This is a genomic window from Vibrio sp. SNU_ST1 (genome assembly GCF_030563405.1).
Lineage (GTDB): Bacteria > Pseudomonadota > Gammaproteobacteria > Enterobacterales > Vibrionaceae > Vibrio.
The window spans coordinates 2,826,285-2,846,903 of sequence record NZ_CP130748.1 but is presented as its reverse complement, the minus strand read 5'-3'; the positions used below and the strand labels follow the sequence as shown (position 1 = coordinate 2,846,903).

Annotated in this window: 26 protein-coding genes; 9 read left to right on the top strand and 17 right to left on the bottom strand. The window is 44.0% G+C overall.

Going from position 1 to position 20,619, the window contains the following annotated elements; all coding sequences use genetic code 11:
* Positions 1 to 61: 61 nt before the first annotated feature.
* On the bottom strand, positions 62 to 586 hold the full coding sequence (gene yjgA / locus Q5H80_RS12560; RefSeq protein WP_017097545.1) for a ribosome biogenesis factor YjgA: 525 nt from the start codon (positions 584 to 586) through the stop codon (positions 62 to 64).
* Between the two features lie 118 nt (positions 587 to 704).
* On the opposite strand from yjgA, the gene pmbA reads away from it, so the two are divergent.
* On the top strand, positions 705 to 2,048 hold the full coding sequence (pmbA, locus tag Q5H80_RS12555) for a metalloprotease PmbA (RefSeq protein WP_304564965.1): 1,344 nt from the start codon (positions 705 to 707) through the stop codon (positions 2,046 to 2,048).
* 136 nt (positions 2,049 to 2,184) lie between these two features.
* Here the strand turns inward: pmbA and mgtE are convergent, their stop codons facing one another.
* The 12 genes from mgtE to Q5H80_RS12495 all read right to left on the bottom strand — a co-directional run bounded on the left by mgtE (position 2,185) and on the right by Q5H80_RS12495 (position 11,494).
* Positions 2,185 to 3,540, bottom strand: a complete 1,356-nt coding sequence (gene mgtE / locus Q5H80_RS12550) for a magnesium transporter (RefSeq protein ID WP_048605905.1) — start codon at positions 3,538 to 3,540, stop codon at positions 2,185 to 2,187.
* Positions 3,541 to 3,688: 148 nt separating this feature from the next.
* Positions 3,689 to 3,964: an HPr family phosphocarrier protein gene (locus tag Q5H80_RS12545; protein ID WP_009847745.1), complete on the bottom strand. Its 276-nt coding sequence runs from the start codon at positions 3,962 to 3,964 to the stop codon at positions 3,689 to 3,691.
* A gap of 2 nt (positions 3,965 to 3,966) precedes the next feature.
* The gene (gene rapZ, locus Q5H80_RS12540; protein WP_304564961.1) at positions 3,967 to 4,836 is read right to left on the bottom strand and encodes an RNase adapter RapZ; all 870 of its coding nucleotides are present in this window, start codon (positions 4,834 to 4,836) and stop codon (positions 3,967 to 3,969) included.
* Between the two features lie 4 nt (positions 4,837 to 4,840).
* Positions 4,841 to 5,299, bottom strand: a complete 459-nt coding sequence (ptsN, locus tag Q5H80_RS12535) for a PTS IIA-like nitrogen regulatory protein PtsN (protein ID WP_009847743.1) — start codon at positions 5,297 to 5,299, stop codon at positions 4,841 to 4,843.
* Between the two features lies 1 nt (position 5,300).
* The gene (gene hpf / locus Q5H80_RS12530) at positions 5,301 to 5,588 is read right to left on the bottom strand and encodes a ribosome hibernation promoting factor (RefSeq protein ID WP_009847742.1); all 288 of its coding nucleotides are present in this window, start codon (positions 5,586 to 5,588) and stop codon (positions 5,301 to 5,303) included.
* Between the two features lie 90 nt (positions 5,589 to 5,678).
* On the bottom strand, positions 5,679 to 7,148 hold the full coding sequence (locus Q5H80_RS12525; protein ID WP_304564956.1) for an RNA polymerase factor sigma-54: 1,470 nt from the start codon (positions 7,146 to 7,148) through the stop codon (positions 5,679 to 5,681).
* A gap of 54 nt (positions 7,149 to 7,202) precedes the next feature.
* Positions 7,203 to 7,928, bottom strand: a complete 726-nt coding sequence (lptB, locus tag Q5H80_RS12520) for an LPS export ABC transporter ATP-binding protein (RefSeq protein WP_304564954.1) — start codon at positions 7,926 to 7,928, stop codon at positions 7,203 to 7,205.
* Between the two features lie 2 nt (positions 7,929 to 7,930).
* Positions 7,931 to 8,425, bottom strand: a complete 495-nt coding sequence (lptA, locus tag Q5H80_RS12515; RefSeq protein WP_304564952.1) for a lipopolysaccharide transport periplasmic protein LptA — start codon at positions 8,423 to 8,425, stop codon at positions 7,931 to 7,933.
* The gene (gene lptC, locus Q5H80_RS12510; protein WP_304564950.1) at positions 8,406 to 8,969 is read right to left on the bottom strand and encodes an LPS export ABC transporter periplasmic protein LptC; all 564 of its coding nucleotides are present in this window, start codon (positions 8,967 to 8,969) and stop codon (positions 8,406 to 8,408) included. The genes lptA and lptC overlap by 20 nt, the downstream gene beginning before the upstream one ends.
* Positions 8,966 to 9,523: a 3-deoxy-manno-octulosonate-8-phosphatase KdsC gene (gene kdsC / locus Q5H80_RS12505; RefSeq protein ID WP_304564948.1), complete on the bottom strand. Its 558-nt coding sequence runs from the start codon at positions 9,521 to 9,523 to the stop codon at positions 8,966 to 8,968. Before kdsC ends, lptC begins: the two co-directional genes overlap by 4 nt.
* Positions 9,523 to 10,494: an arabinose-5-phosphate isomerase KdsD gene (gene kdsD / locus Q5H80_RS12500; protein WP_304564947.1), complete on the bottom strand. Its 972-nt coding sequence runs from the start codon at positions 10,492 to 10,494 to the stop codon at positions 9,523 to 9,525. The genes kdsC and kdsD overlap by 1 nt, the downstream gene beginning before the upstream one ends.
* A gap of 34 nt (positions 10,495 to 10,528) precedes the next feature.
* Positions 10,529 to 11,494 (bottom strand): calcium/sodium antiporter, encoded by a 966-nt coding sequence (locus tag Q5H80_RS12495; RefSeq protein ID WP_009847735.1) that lies wholly within the window; start codon positions 11,492 to 11,494, stop codon positions 10,529 to 10,531.
* Between the two features lie 263 nt (positions 11,495 to 11,757).
* Here Q5H80_RS12495 and mlaF point away from each other — a divergent pair, with 263 nt between their 5' ends.
* From mlaF to Q5H80_RS12455, 8 genes are all read left to right on the top strand, one after another.
* Complete coding sequence (gene mlaF / locus Q5H80_RS12490) at positions 11,758 to 12,564, top strand: phospholipid ABC transporter ATP-binding protein MlaF (protein WP_304564944.1); 807 nt, start codon at positions 11,758 to 11,760, stop codon at positions 12,562 to 12,564.
* Positions 12,554 to 13,333, top strand: a complete 780-nt coding sequence (mlaE, locus tag Q5H80_RS12485) for a lipid asymmetry maintenance ABC transporter permease subunit MlaE (RefSeq protein ID WP_304564942.1) — start codon at positions 12,554 to 12,556, stop codon at positions 13,331 to 13,333. Before mlaF ends, mlaE begins: the two co-directional genes overlap by 11 nt.
* 2 nt (positions 13,334 to 13,335) lie before the next feature.
* Positions 13,336 to 13,827, top strand: a complete 492-nt coding sequence (gene mlaD / locus Q5H80_RS12480; RefSeq protein WP_304564940.1) for an outer membrane lipid asymmetry maintenance protein MlaD — start codon at positions 13,336 to 13,338, stop codon at positions 13,825 to 13,827.
* 4 nt (positions 13,828 to 13,831) lie between these two features.
* Positions 13,832 to 14,527, top strand: a complete 696-nt coding sequence (locus Q5H80_RS12475) for a phospholipid-binding protein MlaC (protein ID WP_304564938.1) — start codon at positions 13,832 to 13,834, stop codon at positions 14,525 to 14,527.
* On the top strand, positions 14,527 to 14,835 hold the full coding sequence (locus Q5H80_RS12470) for a lipid asymmetry maintenance protein MlaB (protein WP_004735315.1): 309 nt from the start codon (positions 14,527 to 14,529) through the stop codon (positions 14,833 to 14,835). The genes Q5H80_RS12475 and Q5H80_RS12470 overlap by 1 nt, the downstream gene beginning before the upstream one ends.
* 13 nt (positions 14,836 to 14,848) lie before the next feature.
* Complete coding sequence (ibaG, locus tag Q5H80_RS12465; RefSeq protein ID WP_017058924.1) at positions 14,849 to 15,103, top strand: BolA family iron metabolism protein IbaG; 255 nt, start codon at positions 14,849 to 14,851, stop codon at positions 15,101 to 15,103.
* A gap of 8 nt (positions 15,104 to 15,111) precedes the next feature.
* Positions 15,112 to 16,377 carry a UDP-N-acetylglucosamine 1-carboxyvinyltransferase gene (gene murA, locus Q5H80_RS12460; protein ID WP_304564924.1) on the top strand — a complete coding sequence of 422 codons (1,266 nt, stop codon included), beginning with the start codon at positions 15,112 to 15,114 and terminating at the stop codon, positions 16,375 to 16,377.
* A gap of 152 nt (positions 16,378 to 16,529) precedes the next feature.
* Positions 16,530 to 17,255, top strand: coding sequence for a 1-acylglycerol-3-phosphate O-acyltransferase (locus Q5H80_RS12455; protein WP_004735318.1), 726 nt, complete (start codon positions 16,530 to 16,532; stop codon positions 17,253 to 17,255).
* A 123-nt stretch (positions 17,256 to 17,378) separates the two neighbouring features.
* Here the strand turns inward: Q5H80_RS12455 and Q5H80_RS12450 are convergent, their stop codons facing one another.
* From Q5H80_RS12450 to Q5H80_RS12435, 4 genes are all read right to left on the bottom strand, one after another.
* Complete coding sequence (locus Q5H80_RS12450; protein ID WP_004735319.1) at positions 17,379 to 17,768, bottom strand: RidA family protein; 390 nt, start codon at positions 17,766 to 17,768, stop codon at positions 17,379 to 17,381.
* 135 nt (positions 17,769 to 17,903) lie between these two features.
* Complete coding sequence (gene pyrI / locus Q5H80_RS12445; RefSeq protein WP_004735320.1) at positions 17,904 to 18,365, bottom strand: aspartate carbamoyltransferase regulatory subunit; 462 nt, start codon at positions 18,363 to 18,365, stop codon at positions 17,904 to 17,906.
* A 12-nt stretch (positions 18,366 to 18,377) separates the two neighbouring features.
* Positions 18,378 to 19,307, bottom strand: a complete 930-nt coding sequence (gene pyrB, locus Q5H80_RS12440; protein ID WP_004735321.1) for an aspartate carbamoyltransferase — start codon at positions 19,305 to 19,307, stop codon at positions 18,378 to 18,380.
* Positions 19,308 to 19,573: 266 nt separating this feature from the next.
* Complete coding sequence (locus Q5H80_RS12435; protein ID WP_304564923.1) at positions 19,574 to 20,578, bottom strand: ornithine carbamoyltransferase; 1,005 nt, start codon at positions 20,576 to 20,578, stop codon at positions 19,574 to 19,576.
* Positions 20,579 to 20,619: the final 41 nt, after the last annotated feature.

Below are 20,619 nucleotides of genomic sequence, written 5' to 3'. Positions count from 1 at the left end.
ACAAAAAGACCTAGCATGTGCTAGGTCTTTTATTATCTTTCTGATTAAAGGGCGGCGAAGATTAGTCGCCTAGCTTTAGCTCTTTTAAGATTTGGAATATTTCACGAGAAGACTTAGCCGGTTTATTTGCCGCTTTCTCTTTGTTAGCTTGACGAGCGAGCTGACGAAGACGTTGACGGTCTGCTTCTGGGTACATTTCCATAACGTCTGAAATGGCCGCATCGCCTTCTGCAACAACACGATCACGCAGTTGTTCTAGTTTGTGCAGTTCAACTGTTGCTTGAGAGTGTTTGTTGCGAATCTTATCTAAAGCCGCTTGAATTGGCTCTGGATCGACACTGCGCATTACTTTACCGATGTATTGAAGTTGACGGCGCTTCGCTTCATTTTTAAAGCGTTGTGCATCTTTAATCGCTTGTGCCAAATCTTCAGACAGCGGAAATTTGTCTAATACAGAAGGCTTTAATTCAACAAGCTCTTCTCCCAGCTTTTGCAGGGCGTCCATGTCCGTTTTCATTTCTGTCTTACTTACCCAGATGATTTCTTCTTCTGGTTCCCATGGGGCTTTTTGGTTTTTGCGAGCCATCTTTTCTGCCTATGTCACTATCTCAAACGAATATATTGCCTATTTTAGCAAGAATCTTGGGGAGAAAGCGAAATTCTTGTTATCCTACGTAATATTGACCTAAAAAATTAGAATAGATATGGATGTAAAACAGCAAGTCGCCCAACAACGAGTTGAGCTAGAAGCCGCAGTAGCTAAAGCGTTGGGTATGGCATCAGTGAGTGCAGACGCAGCTGAGGTTGCTATTACTAAGTCAACGGGTTTAAGTGTTTCAACACGTATGTGTGAGGTGGAAAACGTTGAATTTAATAGTGATGGTGCTCTAGGTATTACTGTTTACCGCGGTCAGAAAAAAGGCAGCGCATCTACATCTGATCTGAGTGAGAAGGCCATTGCTCAAACAGTCGCGGCTGCGCTTGATATCGCTCAGTACACTTCTGAAGACCCATTTTCGGGTCCTGCAGCAAAAGAATACATGGTCAAAGACATTCCAGACTTGGATCTTTTTCACCCTGATGAACCAAACCCTGATTATGCCGCTGAGATTGCGATTGCTGCTGAGAAGCAAGCGCTAGCTTATAGCGACAAGATCAAGCAAAGTGATGGTGCGAGCTACGACAGTCATTACGGCGTTAAGGTTTACGGTAACAGCCATGGCTTACTAGCTAGCTATGCTTCAAGTCGCCATAGCACGAGCTGCTGTGTCATTGGACAAGGCGCTAACGGTGAGATGGAGCGAGATTACAGCTACACCGTTGCACGTCATCGTGATGAGCTATGGACGCCTGAGCGCGTAGGTCAAGAAGCAGCAGAAAAGACCATTAGCCGTTTGGATGCGAAAAAGTTACCAACAGGCCAATACCCAATAATGTTCGCTAACGATGTCGCTACTGGCTTGATTGGCCACCTTGTGATGGCGATCAGTGGTGGTAACCTATACCGTAAGTCGTCGTTCTTATTGGATCACCTAGGTCAGAAAATTCTACCAGATTGGTTCAATATCTCTGAGCGTCCTCATATCTTACGTGGTTTGGCTTCAAGCCCATTCGATAGCGAAGGTGTGTTCACTCAAGATCGTGAAATCATCACTGATGGTGTGTTAGCAACCTACCTGCTAACCAGCTATGCCGCACGTAAAATGGATATGACACCAACAGGTCATGCGGGTGGTATTCATAACTGGTTTGTTAAATCGACGGGTCAAAACTTTGAGCAGATGCTAAAAGAGCTCGGCACCGGCTTCCTTGTGACTGAAGTAATGGGTCAAGGCGTTAATACCGTGACAGGTGATTATTCACGTGGCGCAGCAGGTTTCTGGGTTGAGAATGGAGAAATCCAATACCCAGTATCTGAAGTGACGATCGCGGGTAACCTAAAAGACATGTTCACTCAGATTGTTGCAGTTGGTAACGACGTAGAAACACGTTCGCAAATTCAAACGGGTTCTATCTTGCTTGAATCAATGAAAGTTGCGGGTGAGTAATTAGCTCAATTTACTTCAGTTTTAATCTGGAGCTTAAAATCTGACACATTAAAAAGGGAGCCGATGGCTCCCTTTTTGTATTCAGTGTATCGTCTTAGAATTTGCTATCTGTTTATTCACACTAGATAAGTCTGATTTAAATAAGAATGGTTGCTAAGCCTAAGAACACCGATAGGCCAATAACATCGGTTACTGTGGTCAAAGCCATACCGCCCGCAAGTGCTGGATCGATATTCATCTTTTTCAGCATTACCGGGATGGTTACACCGGCGATACCAGCGACAATCAAGTTGGTCATCATCGCAGCTGAGATGATGCCTCCCAGTATCCAGTTACCTTTCCAAGCAACCACAATACCACCAATGATAACAGCCCATAACACGCCGTTTAGGAAGCCGATAGCCGCCTCTTTGAGTAGTAGTTCGCGTTTGTTACTGTCACCGATATGACCGAGTGCTAAACCACGAATCACCAAAGCAACGGTTTGGTTACCCGCAACACCACCCATTGAAGGTACGATAGTCATTAGAACCGCAATCGCTGCCATTTGGTCCAGTGTTGCTTCAAACATATTTGAAACGGATGCAGCAGCAAGTGCTGCAAGTACGTTAGCACCCAACCAGACACTACGACGACGAGCTGATTTTACGACCGGAGCGAAGGTATCTTCGTCATCGTCCATACCCGCCATGCTCATCATTGAGTGCTCGGCGTCTTCACGGATAACATCAACCACGTCATCGATGGTGATACGACCAACAAGGTGTTGATTGCTATCGACTACTGGCGCTGAAACCCAATTACGACGTTCGAACAGGCTCGCAATATCGGAAGCGCTGGTTTCAACCGCGATCGCTTCGTCGGCATCCTCCATCACTTCGGAAACTGCCACATCAGGCTGAGTCGTTACCAGTGTGGTAAGCGATAGGTTACCGATAAGACGCTCTTCTTCATCAATAACATACAGAGCGTCAGTTGCATCGGGCAGTTCGCCACGCATACGCATGTAGCGCAAAACAACGTCAACATCGACATCACCACGAATCGTGATTACGTCGGTATTCATGATCGCACCCGCTGAATCCTCAGGGTACGACAGGGCAGTTTCAACTAATGCACGATCGACGGAGTCCATTTGAGAAAGGACTTCGCGAGAAACATCGTCGGGTAGGCTTCGAAGTACGTACGCAACGTCATCGGTTTCCATGCCTTCGGTTGCTTCTGCCAAGGTCTCGGGTGCCATTTTTGACACAAGAGCATCTTTGACGTCTTCGTTTAGTTCATCAAGAATTTCACCGTAGTCTTCAGGATCGGTGAGTTGCCAGAGTACGTCACGACTTTTGCGAGGGGAGGCTTCTAAAAGGTGTGCAATATCCTCAGGTTCCATGTCCTGAAGTTGTCGACGTACGTGAACAAATCGGCCGTTTTCTAGGGCTTCGCTGACTTCTTGGAGGGTTTGGTGAGCTTGGTCGAATTCTAATTGCTCTGCCATATTTTCCTCCTATTTCATTATTCTAACAATGCTTGGAATAGTAACTTAATTCTGGGGCTTATTTAAATCATAAACTTAGCTAGAACTAAGATTTAATACTGGTTGATTCGAAGTTTGAGTCTTCAGTGTTGTGAGTGATGAGTTTTCGCTACTCACCCTCATCAAACTTATCTTCAATAAGGTGGCAAACAGCATCAAGTGCTTGTTGTGAATCGGTGCCTGTAGCTTGGATCGTGATGTGTTGCCCTTGCGCTGATTCCAGCATAAGCAGACCCATCACACTGTCTGCAGTTGCGATTTTATCTTCTTCGCTATGGATAGTGATAGTTGCATCAAAACTTTGGGCAAGCTCAACCAATTTTACGGCTGCTCTAGCGTGAAGACCCAAGCGATTTTGGATCAGTACAGTTCGAGTTAATTCCATGGTTAGCCCTGTTGGTGCTTCTCTAGGGAGGCATGTCTGATTTGAACTTGATGACCGAGTTGTTCGAAGTATTCACCAATTTTCTGAGTTAGATAAACCGAGCGGTGTTTGCCGCCAGTGCAACCAATCGCGACCGTTAGGTAACTGCGATTATTTTTCTCTAACATGGGTAACCACTGCTCAACAAAGCCTTGAATTTGTTGTTTTAGTTCAAGCACTTCAGAGTGTTTTTCTAGAAAAGAATGGATAGGTGCATCAAGCCCTGTCAATGGTCGAAGAGCCGGTTCCCAGTGAGGGTTCGGCAAGAAACGAACATCAAACACATAATCGGCATCACTTGGTAAGCCGAACTTAAAGCCGAAAGATTGAAAAACGATAATGAGTTCTTGTTTTTCTTTGCCCTCAACTTTGAAACGAACCTGTTCACTCAATTCGTAGAGGTTACAATCACTGCTATCAATCACAATGCTGGCTTGCTCTACCAGAGGAGTTAGAAGTGTTTTTTCTAAATCAATAGCTTGTTCAAGAGAGAGTTTTTCTTGGCCGATTGATAAAGGATGAATTCTGCGTGTTTCGCTGTAGCGCTTGAGTAGCGTCCGTTTACTCGCATCTAGAAATAAGACGTTTAGGTCAATATCTGTGGCGGCTTCTAGTTGGTCTAGCGTTTCTGTAACTAACTGAGGCTCTTTAGGTAGGTTACGAATATCAATGCTAACAGCGACGTTTTGATTGATCTCGCGTACCGATTCGACGAAGTCGTTGAGCAGGTTTACTGGTAGGTTATCAACACAGTAATACCCCAAGTCTTCAAGGACTCGTAGCGCAACACTTTTCCCGGCTCCTGATTGGCCACTAACAACGATTAATCGCATGTTATTACTCGCAAGTTGGCACTTGAATCATGATGTCGTAAAGCTCTTGATCGCTTTGAGCATTACGCAACTGTTTAAGAGTCTGCTTGTCGTTAAGTCGCTCTGCCATACAAGAAAGGGTTTTTAGATGCTCCTTGCACTGTTCACTTGGAACAAGTAGGGCAAACAGTAGGTCGACAGGACGATTATCAATCGCATCAAATTCGATGGGATCTTGGCATTGTATTAATACAGCAATCGCTTTATCACTGACGTTCATGCGTGCATGGGGAATCGCGATACCGTTACCTATACCTGTACTGCCCATTTTTTCACGGCTCAGCATGCACTCAAACAGTTCTGTTGAATCTTGACCGCAGCTTTCTGCTGCGATTTGACTGATCAGTTCAAGGGCTCTTTTTTTGCTTGTGCATTGGACTGCACTTTTAGTGCAGTCCAATGAAAGTACTTCGCTTAATTGCATGTTAGTGACTACTTAGTTTTTCTTTGTGCTTGTTGAGTTGGCGAACCAGTTTATCAACCAATGAATCAATAGCGGCATACATGCTTTCATCTGTTGCTGTCGCATGAATTTCCCCTTGATTTATATGCAGGGTAGCTTCTGCGATTTGATTGATTTTCTCAACTTTTAAAACAACTTGAACACTATTGATATGATCAAAGAAGCGCTCAAGTTTGTCGAATTTGGTGTGAACATAGTCTTGCATTGAATCGGTAAGATCAACGTGATGGCCTTGAATATTGATTTGCATAGACTTTCCTTTTCAGTTGGTTGCCAGGTTACAACTAAATTAATAGTTAACTAATCAATCGTTAATGAATAAAGAGCTAACTACTTTAGTTTATAGCAGGCGTTTACGCTGACTCGATGGGGCAATGCCCAGAGATTCACGGTATTTCGCTATGGTACGTCTAGCTACCTGAATTCCTTGGTCAGCCAGTAAAGCAGCAATCTTACTATCACTTAGAGGCTTTGCGGTATTTTCCGCTGCGACAAGCTTCTTAATGAGTGCGCGAATTGCTGTAGATGAACATTCACCGCCATTGTCAGTGCTGACATGGCTTGAGAAAAAGTACTTGAGTTCGAAGATGCCACGCGGTGTGTGCATGAATTTTTGAGTCGTCACACGAGAGATCGTGGATTCGTGCATATCAACAGCTAAAGCCACATCATTCAGTACCATCGGCTTCATGGCTTCTGCGCCATGTTCGAAGAAACCGCGTTGATGTTCAACAATACACCGAGCGACTTTTAGTAGCGTTTCATTTCGGCTCTCTAGACTTTTAATTAGCCATTTTGCTTCTTGCAAATTTGAGCGGATAAATTGGTTGTCAGCACTACTGCCTTTGCTACTAAGGGCAGCGTATTGTTGATTCACTTTTAGTTTTGGCACGCTATCTGGATTGATGGTGACCAACCATTTCCCAAGCTCTTTGAAGACGGACACGTCAGGAACCACATACTCGGTTTCGTCTGGCGTGATCTTACTGCCAGGGCGAGGGTCCAGCTGTTGGATTAATTGCAAAACTTCGCGTAGTTCCGCTTCTTTCAACTTGGTCTCTTTGATAACCAGTTTGTAATCGCGATTGCCGAGTTGGTCGATATGGCTAGTAAGTACTAACTTAGCTTCGTTAAGCCAAGGGGTATCTTGTGGGAAGGTCGCCAATTGCAGTAACAAGCAATCTTGCAGATTCACAGAACCGACACCTAGCGGATCAAACTGCTGAATTCGTTTACGAACGGCTTCAATTTCATCAAGCTCGATCTCTTCGTTGTCGAAGTTCTCAAGGATGTCTTCACAAGATACGGTAAGGTAACCGCGGTCATCGATAGCATCAATTAGCGCAAAAGCTATGCTGCGGTCAGTTTCAGTAAATGGTGTTAAATCGAGTTGCCAGAGCAGGTAATCGTATAGACTTTGTGTGGTTTCGCCTTGATAAACGGGCATGTCGTCATCAATCACAATGCCAGTGTTACCTGTGTTTGCGCTGTAAACATCTTCCCAAGTTGTATCGATTTCTAGTTCGTTGCCAATCTCTGATTTTTCGATCAAATCGGAGCTATCAGGTAAGTCTTGTTCAACTGTTTCAACTGTTTCAACTGTTTCTTTCTCGTCACTGCTAGGTTTTTCTTCCGATGTTGGCGTATCTTCATTGCCGTCTTCGACATCGAGTAGTGGGTTCGATTCAAGTGCTTCTTGAATCTCTTGTTGCAAATCCAAAGTAGACAATTGCAACAAACGAATCGCTTGTTGCAATTGAGGAGTCATTGCTAACTGTTGGCCTAGCTTAAGTTGTAATGAGGGTTTCATTCAGTGTTACTTACCTAGTTATTATTCTAAGAACTCTCGATACTCTCTATCTAATCATAGACGGAATTGTTCGCCTAGATAAACTTGTTTAACTTGTTCGTTATTGAGAACATCTTCAGGAGTTCCCTCAGCTATTAGATGCCCTTGACTTACGATGTAAGCTTTTTCACACACGTCTAATGTTTCACGAACGTTGTGGTCGGTAATCAAAACGCCTAAGCCGCGATCGCGTAAGTGAACAATGATTTTTTTGATATCGATAACCGATATAGGGTCAACACCGGCAAAAGGTTCGTCCAGAAGAATGAACTGAGGGTTTGCTGCTAGTGCGCGAGCAATCTCAACACGGCGACGCTCACCACCTGACAAAGCCATACCATTACTCGTTCGAATATGTTGGATGTGAAACTCTTCGAGAAGATCTTCCAGCTTATCTTGGCGTTGCGCGTTAGTCATCTCATCGCGCGTTTGCAAAACAGCCATAATGTTGTCTTCAACTGACAATTTACGAAAAATCGATGCTTCTTGAGGTAGGTAGCCGATACCAAGACGAGAACGACTGTGCATTGGTAAGATACTGATGTCTCGGTCGTCAATACTGATAGTACCTTCATCACGCGCAACCAGACCTACTATCATATAGAAAGAGGTAGTTTTACCTGCACCGTTTGGGCCAAGTAGCCCGACGATCTGACCTGACTCTACTTGCAAGCTTACGTCAGTCACAACTTTACGTTTGCCGTAGGTTTTCGCTAAGTTCTTTGCTGTAAGGACTGCCATTATTACTTATTCACTTCCGCTGGTTGTAAAACCGTTGATACACGCTCACTGCTATCACTATCGGCAACCAATTTCTGAGAGGTGATCTGATAGGTAATCTTAGAGCCGCGAATGATACTGCCATCTTGAGATAGCATCGCATTCTTAGTCATGATCAATTTATCGGCAATCAGCTGGTAATGTAAATCGTCAGCTTCACCATAGAGTGTTTTCCCATCGTCAGTAAGTTGAGAAAAGGTTGCTGGCTTTCCGAAACCTTGTATTTCTTCAATTTCACCGTTGACGGCATTACGTGTAACAATGACCTTATCGGCATTGATATTGATGCTACCTTGTTTAAGGTTCACATCGCCAAGAAAGGTTACTTGATTGCTTTTCATATCTAATTGCTGACTGTCTGAATCAATATAGACAGGCTGCTCGCTATCCGAAGATAGAGCATAGACATTAGACGCCGCAAGGGTCAAAGCGAATAAACTAAGGTGTGAGAGTTTCATATCTACCTTGAACAGAATTAAAGAGAGTCGCATTGTTGGTACCGAAGTTCCCTTTCATTGCTTGCCCCTCATTTTCAAAAAATGTACCGATCATATGGACCGGAGTGTCTGAATAAAAATCTCGGCTAGTCAGTTCAACAACCATTTTATCTGTGGTCATTGTATCGAAACTAGCATCTGGCAACAGGTTCTTCGCCACAACGTTGTCATAAAAAGTGATGACTTGATTTTCATCCATAATTGCGCGCTCAGCGGTCACTCGCCATTCTATCGTATGCCCTTCACGGAATACTGAAAGAGTAGGGGCTTGAAAGTGCGTATCGCCAACGACGGAGTAGTGCTCTAGATGAGTTGATTCAACTCGGTAGCTACGAATACCGCTTTCGCCATAGCTAATGTTATCAAGATTCTTGCCACTAAACGCAGGCAGTTCCAAGTTTGGATCTACTTGTATCGTTGAAGTTTGCTCTTTGTCGTACAAGTAATAGGCCGACCAAGAGGCAATAAAGATGAGTATTAAGTAGATAATACGATTAAAACTCATATGCTTAAACCTTTGTGCACGTCGAGTTCGTTTCTTGCTTGTAAAATAAGGTCGCAGACTTCACGTACTGCACCGTAACCGCCGTTAATGGTTGTTACGTAGTTTGCTCTTTGTGCAAGTAATGGGTGACCGTCTGCCACACATACCTTCAAGCCAACCTTTTCCATTACAGGCCAGTCGATTAAATCGTCTCCGATATAACCTGTGTTTTCAGGATTAACGGAAAGCTTATCGCAAATATCTTGGTAGGCCTTAACTTTATCATCCTGACCTTGATAAATTAGCTTAATACCGAGAGCGGTCATTCGATTCTCAACAATTTGAGATTTACGGCCAGTGATGATTGCGATTTCAACGCCCGCGTTCATCAACGATTTAATGCCGTAACCGTCGCGCGTATGGAAAGTTTTTAGCTCTTCACCGTTGTTACCCATGTAGATGCGGCCATCAGAGAATACGCCATCGACATCGCAAATCAGCAGTTTGATATCTTTTGCTATCGCAAATACACGTGAATCCACTGTGCCGTAAAGGGTTTCAATTGCCTGTGACATTACATTACTCCTGCTTTCAGTAAGTCATGCATATTTAAAGCGCCTACTAATTTTCCATTATCACACAACATAAGGCCATTGATGCTCTTAGCTTGCATCAAATTTAAGCCCTCAACTGCGAGCATATTTGGTTCTGCTACCGTTGGGTTCAGTGTCATCACATCGCCGATCTGCGTGTTATGAATATCAATACGTTTATCTAAGATACGGCGTAAATCCCCATCGGTAAAAATGCCGGCCATTTGGCCATCTTCATCGACGATTGCCGTCATACCCAAGCCTTTTTGAGATATCTCTAACAGGGCATCTCGAACTAGTGCATCTGGAGCAACAATTGGGAGTGCATCGCCGGTGTGCATGATGTCGTCTAGTTTCAGCAGAAGTTGACGCCCTAAAGCACCACCAGGATGAGACAGTGCAAAATCTTGAGCGGTAAAACCTCTTGCCTGTAAAAGTGCAACGGCTAATGCATCACCCATAACTAAAGTAGCGGTAGTGCTGGTTGTTGGTGCTAAACCAAGGGGACACGCTTCTTCGGGTACTGAAATCTGTAAATGAATATCAGATAAAGTCGCCATGTTTGATGCTGGCTTGCCAGTCATGCTGATAATCTTGATGTTCAAACGCTTTAATACTGGGAATAGGCTGAGGATTTCTCCTGATTCACCTGAGTTGGATATTGCAATCACAATATCGCCAGGTTCGATCATGCCCAAATCACCATGCGCCGCTTCACCTGGGTGTACAAAGAAAGCCGATGTACCAGTACTTGCCAGTGTAGCTGCTATTTTGTTACCAATGTGGCCTGATTTACCCATGCCCATCACTACGACTTTGCCTTTGTTGTTCAGGATTAGGTCGCAAGCTTTGCTAAAATCATCATTAAAATATTGGTCTAATTGCGTGAGACCTGCAACTTCAGTTTCCAAAACTTGTTTTGCAACGCTGCAATAATCAAATGGCTGAGACATCAAATACTCCAAGTACAGGAAGTTAAATCAACAATTAAGCTGACATGTTCATTAGTAGGTAACTTTGATATGCCACAAACGTCACAATTAACACGCCGCCTTCGATACGATTCACGCTACGAGATTTTCCTAGTGCCATGATAACAAGGAGTAACGATACGCCGAGCATTACCCAGAAGTCACGACCCATTGCAAACTCGCTCAAGATTGAAGGGTTTAGGATGCCTGGGATACCCATCACGGCAAGGATGTTGAATACGTTTGAGCCAATGATATTACCCACAGCCATATCATCTTCACCTTTCATAACACCGGCTAGTGATGCTGCAAGTTCAGGTAAACTTGTACCAACGGCAATAATGGTTAAACCAATCACAAGGTCGCTCATACCAAAGAACTTCGCGATAACAACCGCGTTATCAACCAACATGTTGGCCGCTAGAGGTAGAATAATCAGACCAACCACCACCCACATTGCGGCTTTGGGGTTGCTCACGCCTTCAGGAACTTCAGATTCTTGTTCGTCAAGAAAGGCATCACCGTTCTTTTTCTCACTACGGCTGATTTGCAGCATCGCAAATAAGAAAGCGGCAAAAAGAACAAACAACAACACACCTTCATAGAAACCTAAGTGATTATCCCAAAGCAGTGCGCCCGCTAATAGAGTGACACCTATCATTAAAGGTAGTTCACGACGAATCACACCAGAGCTAATCGATAATGGTTTGATAAGGGCTGTTATACCTAAAATCAGCGCGATGTTAGCGATGTTTGAGCCTAATACGTTACCTACCGCCGTATCTGTTTTACCATCAAGAGCCGCTGTTGCTGAAACCATCATTTCAGGAGCTGAAGAGCCCATTGCTAAGATTGTCATACCGATAACTAGTGGTGAAATACCGAAGTTGCGAGCAAGAGCAGCGGCACCGTAGACCAGCTTATCTGCACTCCACACCAAAAAACCTAGACCGATAATAAGAAACGCAATCGCTTCAAGCATGATGATTCCTAAACATTAATAAAAAACGGAGAATTAACCGCTAATTTTGACTTGTTGCTAGATAAAAGGGAAGTCACTCGACAAATTAATTGCCAGTTAGTGGTAAAGAAATGTTGATGAGGAATGAATTTCTCAATGCTTTCAAATCCCTGCCTTTGTTTTCTGTTTTTAATAATTAATTGAACAGCGCTTTTAATTCTAAAGTAGACTCATTATTATTGCAGCCATAATTGGCGTTTTTAAAGCAAGGAAACAACAAAAGTATGTTGAACACTGAGCTTGTGAAAGTTAAGAATCTCAGCTTCTCACGCGGTGAACGAATTATCTTTGATGACATCAGTTTAGAAGTTCCTCAAGGAAAAATAACCGCGATCATGGGGCCGTCAGGGATCGGCAAAACAACCTTATTACGTCTGATTGGTGGACAATTACCACCAGATGAAGGTGAAATTTGGTTTGATGGCGACAACATCCCTGCATTGCCACGTCGAAAGCTATATCAAGCACGCAAGAAAATGAGCATGCTTTTCCAATCGGGGGCACTTTTCACGGATCTGAATGTCTTTGATAATGTGGCGTTTCCTTTGCGAGAGCACACTGAACTTAACGAAAAATTCATTCGTACCATTGTATTGCTTAAGCTTGAGGCGGTAGGGTTGCGAGGCGCGGCGCAATTAATGCCGAGTGAGTTGTCTGGTGGTATGGCGAGACGAGCGGCGTTGGCCCGTGCGATCGCATTGGACCCAGAACTTATTATGTATGATGAGCCTTTTGTTGGCCAAGACCCAATCACCATGGGTGTTTTGGTTGAGTTGATTCGTAACCTCAATCAAGCCTTGGGTTTAACCTCTATTGTCGTTTCTCATGATGTCCCGGAGGTGATGAGCATTGCTGATTGGGTTTATTTGATGGCTGATGGGAAAATTATTGCTGCAGGTTCTCCTGATGAGTTGTACAACAACAGCGACCCAAGAGTGCAGCAATTTTTGCAAGGTGAATCGGATGGCCCTGTGCCATTTAGGTTTCCTGCAAATAGCTTAGAAAAGGATTTGTTTGAATATGATAGCTAAAACTATTGCGGGTGTCGGTAGGCGCGCACTTGCGATCTGTGAGTCATTTGGTCGAGCAAGCCTAATGCTATTTGGAGCTTTGTTTGGCATCCCGAAACTAAAAAACTTCCCTCTATTAGTTAAACAATTTTATAGCGTTGGCGTTCAGTCATTGGCTATCATTTTAGTTTCAGGCTTGTTTATTGGCATGGTACTCAGTCTGCAGGGCTATGTCGTATTAATCGACTATGGCGCAGAGGGTAACCTTGGGCAAATGGTCGCGCTCTCGTTGTTACGGGAATTGGGCCCTGTGGTGACAGCACTTCTGTTTGCTGGCCGTGCGGGTTCAGCATTAACGGCTGAGATCGGCTTAATGAAAGCAACGGAACAGATCTCTAGCCTTGAGATGATGGCGGTTGATCCTCTTAAACGCATTATTGCGCCACGTCTCTGGGCCGGCCTTATTTCAATGCCACTGCTCGCTATGATCTTTATGGCGGTCGGGATTTGGGGGGCTCAGTTAGTCGGTGTGGATTGGAAAGGTATTGACCACGGCAGTTTCTGGTCTGCGATGCAGTCTTCCGTTGAGCTTGGCCGTGATATTGGTAACAGCATGATCAAATGTATGGTCTTCGCTATCACCGTAACTTGGATCGCACTTTTTAATGGTTATGATGCAGTACCGACATCCGAAGGTATTAGTCAGGCAACCACACGCACAGTAGTACACTCTTCTCTAGCGGTATTAGGGCTAGATTTTGTTCTTACCGCATTGATGTTTGGGAATTAATCATGCAACAAACTCGAAAATTAGAATTATGGGTCGGCACCTTTGTTATTGCCGGAATTTGCGCAATCTTAATCATGATCTTTCAAGTCGCTGACGTAAAAGGTATCGGTTCAAACCATACTTATAACCTAAAAGCGACCTTTGACAATATTGGCAGCCTAAAGGTTCGCTCACCTGTAAAGGTGGGGGGCGTCGTTGTTGGTCGAGTTCAAAGTATTGAACTTGATACTGAGAGCTACCTTCCTGTGGTTGAACTGTCTATTGATGCGAAGTACTCACAATTTCCTGATACCTCTAGTGCTCAAATCTTAACGTCGGGTTTGATCGGTGAGCAGTATATCAGCTTAGTTCCGGGCTTCATCTTTGATGATGAAGAGATGTTGGTTGATGGTGATTCTATCGAAGACACCAAGTCAGCATTAGTATTAGAAGATTTGATTGGCCAAGTGCTGTATAGCGTCGGTGGTTCTGATAATAGCGAAGCTAAGGAGTAGGCTCATGTTAAAGACGAATAATTTATTGAAGATTAATTACTTATTGAAAGCTAATTACTTATTGAAAATATGGTTTCTGGCAGCAGTCGCTTTACTGATGTCGACTCCAGCTTTTTCGGCAAAACCGATTGACCGAACTCAGCCTTATCAGATGATGACTCAAGTTGCAGAAGAGGCTTTCGCCCGTTTGAAGAACGAGCAAGAGAATATCCATCAAGATCCTGAGTTACTGAAGGTCATCGTGGAAGAAGAGTTGATGCCTTATGTGAATGCTCAATATGCGGCGCTGAAGTTGCTAGGGCCGAACTTGAAAGGTGCTGATAGAGGAGACGTACGCGTATTTATTGATGCATTTCGTAAATATCTCGTTTCTTCTTATGCTCAAGTGTTGACTCAATATACAGATCAGACGATTAAATTTGGTCCAGAACCAACAATTAAAACAGATAGCCGTATTACCAGTATTAAGGTTGATATCATTGATACGCCTCGACCAAACATTAACCTTGAGTTTAAACTGCGCAAAGATAAGAAGTCAGGTGAGTGGAAGGCATTTGATATGGTTGCCGAAGGTATAAGCCTGCTATCAAGTAAGAAGTCTGAGTGGAACACTAAGATTCGTCAAGAAGGCATCTTACAAGTAGCCGACGAACTCGAGAAACTGGCTTCTCAACCGATTCGTTTTGAGAGTAATAAATAATGAGTCATTCTCAGTGGCAAGCGCTAAGCTCTAAAGAATATCAACTTCTTGGTGATATAGATCGAGATAGTGTACCTGCAATCTGGCGTATATTGGAAAAGTGGCAAACGACGGAATCGAGCGTTGAAATTGACCTTAGCCATATAAATCGAGTCGATTCAGCAGGAATGGTGATGCTAATTCACTTATTAGAGCATGCAAAAAATCAAAACTGTCATATAATGCTCAGTTTCGTGCCAGAACAATTACGAACGTTGTTCCAATTGAGCAATATCCAGCCAATGATGGCAGAACACATAAAAAATTAGGCAGGAGCTATTTGTGGACAGCACAAAAGTACAAGAATTATTAGCAGAGGCTCTGAACCTTCAGGAAATTTTCGTGAAGGGTGAAGGCAGTCATTACGAAGTTGTTGCGGTTGATCCATGTTTTGACGGCATGAATCGAGTTAAGAAGCAGCAACTAATCTACGGCCCACTAATGGAATACATTCAACGCAATGACATCCATGCTCTTTCTATTAAGGCTTTCACGCCGGAAGAGTGGGAACGTGATAAGAAACTGATGTCACTTTAAGGTTTATGATGGAAAAGTTTCGAGTTATTGGATCAGACAAGCCGCTAAGCGGTGAAGTGACGATCTCAGGCGCAAAAAATGCAGCGCTACCAATCCTATTTGCTTCAATTCTAGCTGAAGAGCCGGTTGAAGTGAGTAATGTTCCTCATCTACGTGACATCGATACTACGATGGAATTGCTTAAGCGTTTAGGCGCAAAAGTATCACGTAACGGTAGTGTTCATGTTGATGGCAGCGAAATTAATGAATTTTGTGCGCCTTACGATTTAGTAAAAACAATGCGTGCTTCTATCTGGGCTTTGGGGCCGCTAGTTGCTCGTTTTGGTGAAGGCCAAGTGTCACTTCCTGGTGGTTGTGCGATTGGTGCTCGTCCTGTTGATCTGCATATCCATGGCCTAGAACAGTTAGGTGCAACGATTACGTTGGAAGATGGTTATGTTAAAGCAAGCGTTGATGGCCGTCTGAAAGGCGCGCACATCGTGATGGATAAAGTAAGCGTTGGCGCTACGATTACGATCATGTGTGCAGCAACACTCGCGGAAGGTAAAACTGTATTAGATAATTCAGCGCGTGAGCCTGAGATTGTAGATACGGCTGATTTCCTAAACAAGCTGGGTGCTAAGATTTCTGGCGCAGGTACAGACACGATTACTATTGAAGGTGTTGAACGCCTTGGTGGTGGTCAACACTCTGTGGTTGCAGACCGTATTGAAACAGGCACGTTCCTTGTTGCTGCGGCAGTGTCTGGCGGTAAAGTAGTTTGTCGTAACACTAACGCTCATCTTCTTGAAGCTGCCCTAGCGAAGCTTGAAGAAGCGGGTGCGAAGGTTGAAACGGGCGAAGACTGGGTCAGCCTTGATATGACAGGTCGTGAGCTGAAAGCGGTGAAAATCGTAACAGCACCTCACCCTGGTTTCCCAACCGACATGCAAGCTCAGTTTACTCTGCTTAACATGATGGCGAAGGGCAGTGGTGTTATCACTGAGACTATCTTTGAAAACCGCTTCATGCATATTCCTGAATTACAGCGAATGGGTGCAAAAGCGGAAATCGAAGGGAACACGGCTATCTGTGGTGAAACGGAAAAATTGAGCGGCGCTCAAGTAATGGCAACGGACCTTCGTGCATCTGCGAGTCTTGTTATTGCTGGCTGTATCGCTCAAGGTGAAACCATTGTTGACCGTATTTATCACATCGATCGTGGTTACGATAAGATTGAAGATAAACTGTCAGCCCTAGGCGCAAACATTACACGATTTCGTGAGTCTAGCTAACTTAGGTTAGTGAGTTCATGAATCAGTAAGATGAAAACACAAAAGTCGGAACCTTGGTTTCGGCTTTTTTATAGTTGTATTTACCGCAAGTAAACCTATTGCCAATGTTTGTGTGAATAGATGAATCTGCTTAGCGGTTGGTGAGGAAAAAAATGATAGCAATATTACGTATTTTCGCAGTGGCGATATTTGCGATTCTTATGTTTGTATTTGGGTGTGGTTACTGTTTACTAAGCCCACGAAACCCGAAACACGTATTTACCTTTGGTCGTTATTTCGGTCGCATGTCGAAAATCTTTGGTATGAAATTAGAGCTTCGTATCCCGGAAGATGCTTACTCTCGTGGCCAACATGTTTACGTTGCAAACCACCAAAATAGCTGGGATCTATTCACGATTTCATCAGCGGTAACACCTAAAGTTGTGACAGTAGGCAAGAAAAGCCTAGCGTGGATGCCTCTTTTTGGTCAGCTGTACTGGTTGACGGGTAATATCCTCATTGACCGAGCTAACCGCAGCAAAGCGGTAGGTACGATCGATCAAGTGGTTACTAGCCTTAAAGAGAGTGATGTTTCAGTATGGATGTTCCCTGAAGGGACGCGTTCTCGTGGTCGTGGTTTGTTGCCATTCAAAACGGGTGCTTTCCATGCTGCGATTGGCGCTGGCTTACCTATTATCCCTATCGTGTGTAGCTCAACAGGTGGCGTGAAGCTGAACCGTTGGAACAATGGTCATGTGATTGTTGAGATGCTGCCACCAATCAGCACTGAAGACTACGATAAGTCTAATGTTCGTCAACTGGCTAACCTAGCTCGTGAGCAGATGGCAGCTAAACTTGAAGAGTTAGACAAAGAAGTCGTTGAGCTTAATAAGAAGTAATCATCTAAGCGAAACGATGAACAATAAAAAGGTTGCCAACTGGGCAACCTTTTTTGTATCTGATAAACGCTCAGCTTTATGCCAACTTGTTTACTAGAAACCGTTTATTCTAGATATTAAAATCTATTTGCGAACTGCAATAGCTTCGATCTCGATACCTACATCTTTTGGCAGACGAGCTACTTCAACACATGAACGTGCAGGGTAGTTTGCAACACCGTGCTCATCGAAGAATTTACCGTAAACTTCGTTTACTGTGCCGAAGTCGTTTAGGTCTTTAACGAATACCGTTAGTTTTACGATGTCTTTTACAGTCAGGCCAGAAGCTTCAACAACCGCTTGAACGTTGTCTAGAGATTGGCGAGCTTGCTCTGCGATATCAGCAGATACTTCACCAGTTGCTGGGTTTACTGGGATTTGGCCAGAAGTCAGAACCATGTTGCCAAGGTCAACACCTTGTACGTATGGGCCGATTGCAGCTGGAGCTGATTCTGTGTGAAGTACTTTAGTCATTGGTTATTCCATCAGTTATTGGATAAAAAGCGATTTTTAGTGTGCCTTCAAACTTAGGATAGGTAAAGAGCAAAATACCCCGCACAGGCGAGGTATTGAATAGTTTTTGCGTTCGATCGTCGTTGCCGTATGACGTTATCTTTCTGTCACGATCTCACGAGAGAAGACTTTTTCGCAGTATTTACACTTCAATCGAATATCTTCTTTCTTTTCAAAGATCTTAAAGCTGCTTTCAACCGGTTCATTGTGAGTAATACAGTTGGTGTTTGGACACTCGAACACATCGTTGATTTGCTCTGGAAGTTCTAGTGGTAGCTTCTTAACCACTTCGTAATCTTCGATTTGGTTTACGGTCGCATGAGGAGCGTAAAGTGCTAACTTGCTCGCCTGTTCTTCAGTGATAAACACATTCTCTATCTTGAGTAAGTCTTTACCGCCTAGAGCAGAAGATGGCAGGTTTAGGCCGATGGTTACTCGCTGATTAGAGTTATGCATGTCGAACAGTTTGAGTACTTTGATCCCGATGTTGGCTGGGATATGGTCGATAACCGTTCCGTTCTTGATTGCTTCAACTTTTAATTGAGTCTCTTTAGACATGATATCTCTCCTCTACAGCGTTTCGTTAAGAACAAGGGCTAGCAGTGCTTCACGTGCGTAAACACCGTTCTCTGCTTGCTGGAAGTAGTAAGCGTAAGGTGTTTTATCGACATCGACAGTAATTTCATCAACACGAGGAAGAGGGTGAAGAACTTTTAGGTTATCACGTGCATTTTCCAGCATAGGAGCTGTCAGGATGTACGCTGATTTGATGTGCGCGTATTCCGATTCATCAAAACGTTCTTTCTGAACTCGAGTCATGTACAGAACATCCAGCTCAGGAATCACATCTTCCATGTCTGTCAGTAGTTGGTACTTGATTCCCGCTTCATCAAGCTCTTCACAAATGTAGTCAGGCATCGCCAGTGCTTCTGGAGCAACGAAATAGAAACAGATGTTGTCGAACTTCGCTAGTGCTTGAGTCAGCGAGTGAACCGTGCGGCCGTACTTAAGGTCACCAACGAATGCCACGTTTAGGTTATCTAAGCGACCTTGAGTTTCGGCAATAGAGAACAGGTCTAATAGTGTTTGTGTTGGGTGTTGGTTTGCGCCGTCGCCCGCGTTAATCACAGGTACACCGTTAGAGAACTCAGAAGCTAGACGCGCTGCGCCTTCTTGAGGGTGGCGCATTACGTAAGCATCAACGTATGAAGAGATAACCTGTACTGAGTCCGCTAGCGTTTCGCCTTTCTTCGCCAGTGACGTGTTACCACCGCTGTCGAAACCAATTACGTCACCACCGATGCGTTGAATTGCCGTTTCAAAAGAGAGACGAGTTCGCGTTGAAGGTTCGAAGAAGCAGCTTGCAACAACTTTGTTCTTGATGAGTTCTGGGTTTGGTTCAGCTTTGAGTTGACCTGCCGTTTGAACAATTAATTCTAGCTCTTCACGAGAAAGCTCTGGAATTGAGATGATGTGCTTTTGATAGAGCGAATTCGCCATGATCTTCTTCCCCACAATAATGTATTGGCCATAAAAAAGCCCCCCATAATGGGAGGCTTTAAAAAAGTGCTGAAAAGCAGAATAGACGGCCTGGCAAGCATGCTAGCTTGCGAGCAATATTAGGTGTTTTCACAATTTTATTATGTTTTATCACAACATTGCTTGGCGTCATTTTCACTACTCTCAGACAAATTGCCGAGAATTATACGCTTTCAATTTGTGAGCGCAAGCGATTACATCAAGCTTTTGTTTACTTTCATTATTCTCTATTGGCCAAGTGTTGCGACCATTACCGCTTTGATGGTGTGCATGCGATTCTCTGCTTCATCAAACACAATCGAGTAGTCAGACTCAAATACTTCGTCTGTCACTTCTAAACCGTTCATTCCATATTTGTCTGCGACTTGCTGGCCGATCACGGTTTCATTATTGTGGAAAGCAGGCAGGCAATGCATGAACTTCACTTGGGGGTTACCTGTGAGCTTTATGACATCCATATTCACTTGGTAAGGCGTCATTACAGCCACACGTTCGTCCCAAGCTTCTGCTGCTTCACCCATAGAAACCCAAACATCGGTGTAAAGGAAATCACAGCTTTTCACGCCTTCGGTAACGTCTTCTGTTAGCGTGATTTTTGCACCTGTAGTTTGTGCTATAGCTTGGCATTCTTCCACAAGCTGTTCTTCTGGCCAGAACGCTTTAGGTGCGACAAGGCGAATATCCATGCCCATTTTCGCCGCACCGACTAACAGAGAGTTACCCATGTTATTGCGTGCATCACCTAGATAAGCAAAGCTGATTTGGTGCAGATGCTTTCCTCGACCATGCTCAAGCATAGTGAGGAAATCAGCCAAGATCTGAGTAGGGTGGAATTCATCGGTTAGACCATTCCAAACCGGTACACCCGCATAAGCGCCAAGATCTTCGACAATACTCTGGCCAAAACCACGGTATTCAATACCATCGTACATACGACCTAATACACGCGCTGTATCTTTCATTGATTCTTTCTGACCAATCTGAGAGCCAGAAGGACCTAAGTAAGAGACTTGAGCACCTTGATCAAAGGCGGCTACCTCAAAAGCACAACGTGTTCGAGTTGATGCTTTTTCAAAGATCAGAGCGATGTTTTTACCATTAAGCTTCTTCTGCTCTGTACCTGCATACTTTGCTTTTTTTAGATCGGCAGACAGGTCGAGTAAAAACTGAATCTCTTTAGGAGTAAAGTCGAGAAGTTTTAGAAAGTTACGATTGCGAAGATTAAAGGCCATCTCTCGCTCCTTGGGTATATAGAGTCAATGAAGAACCTAGT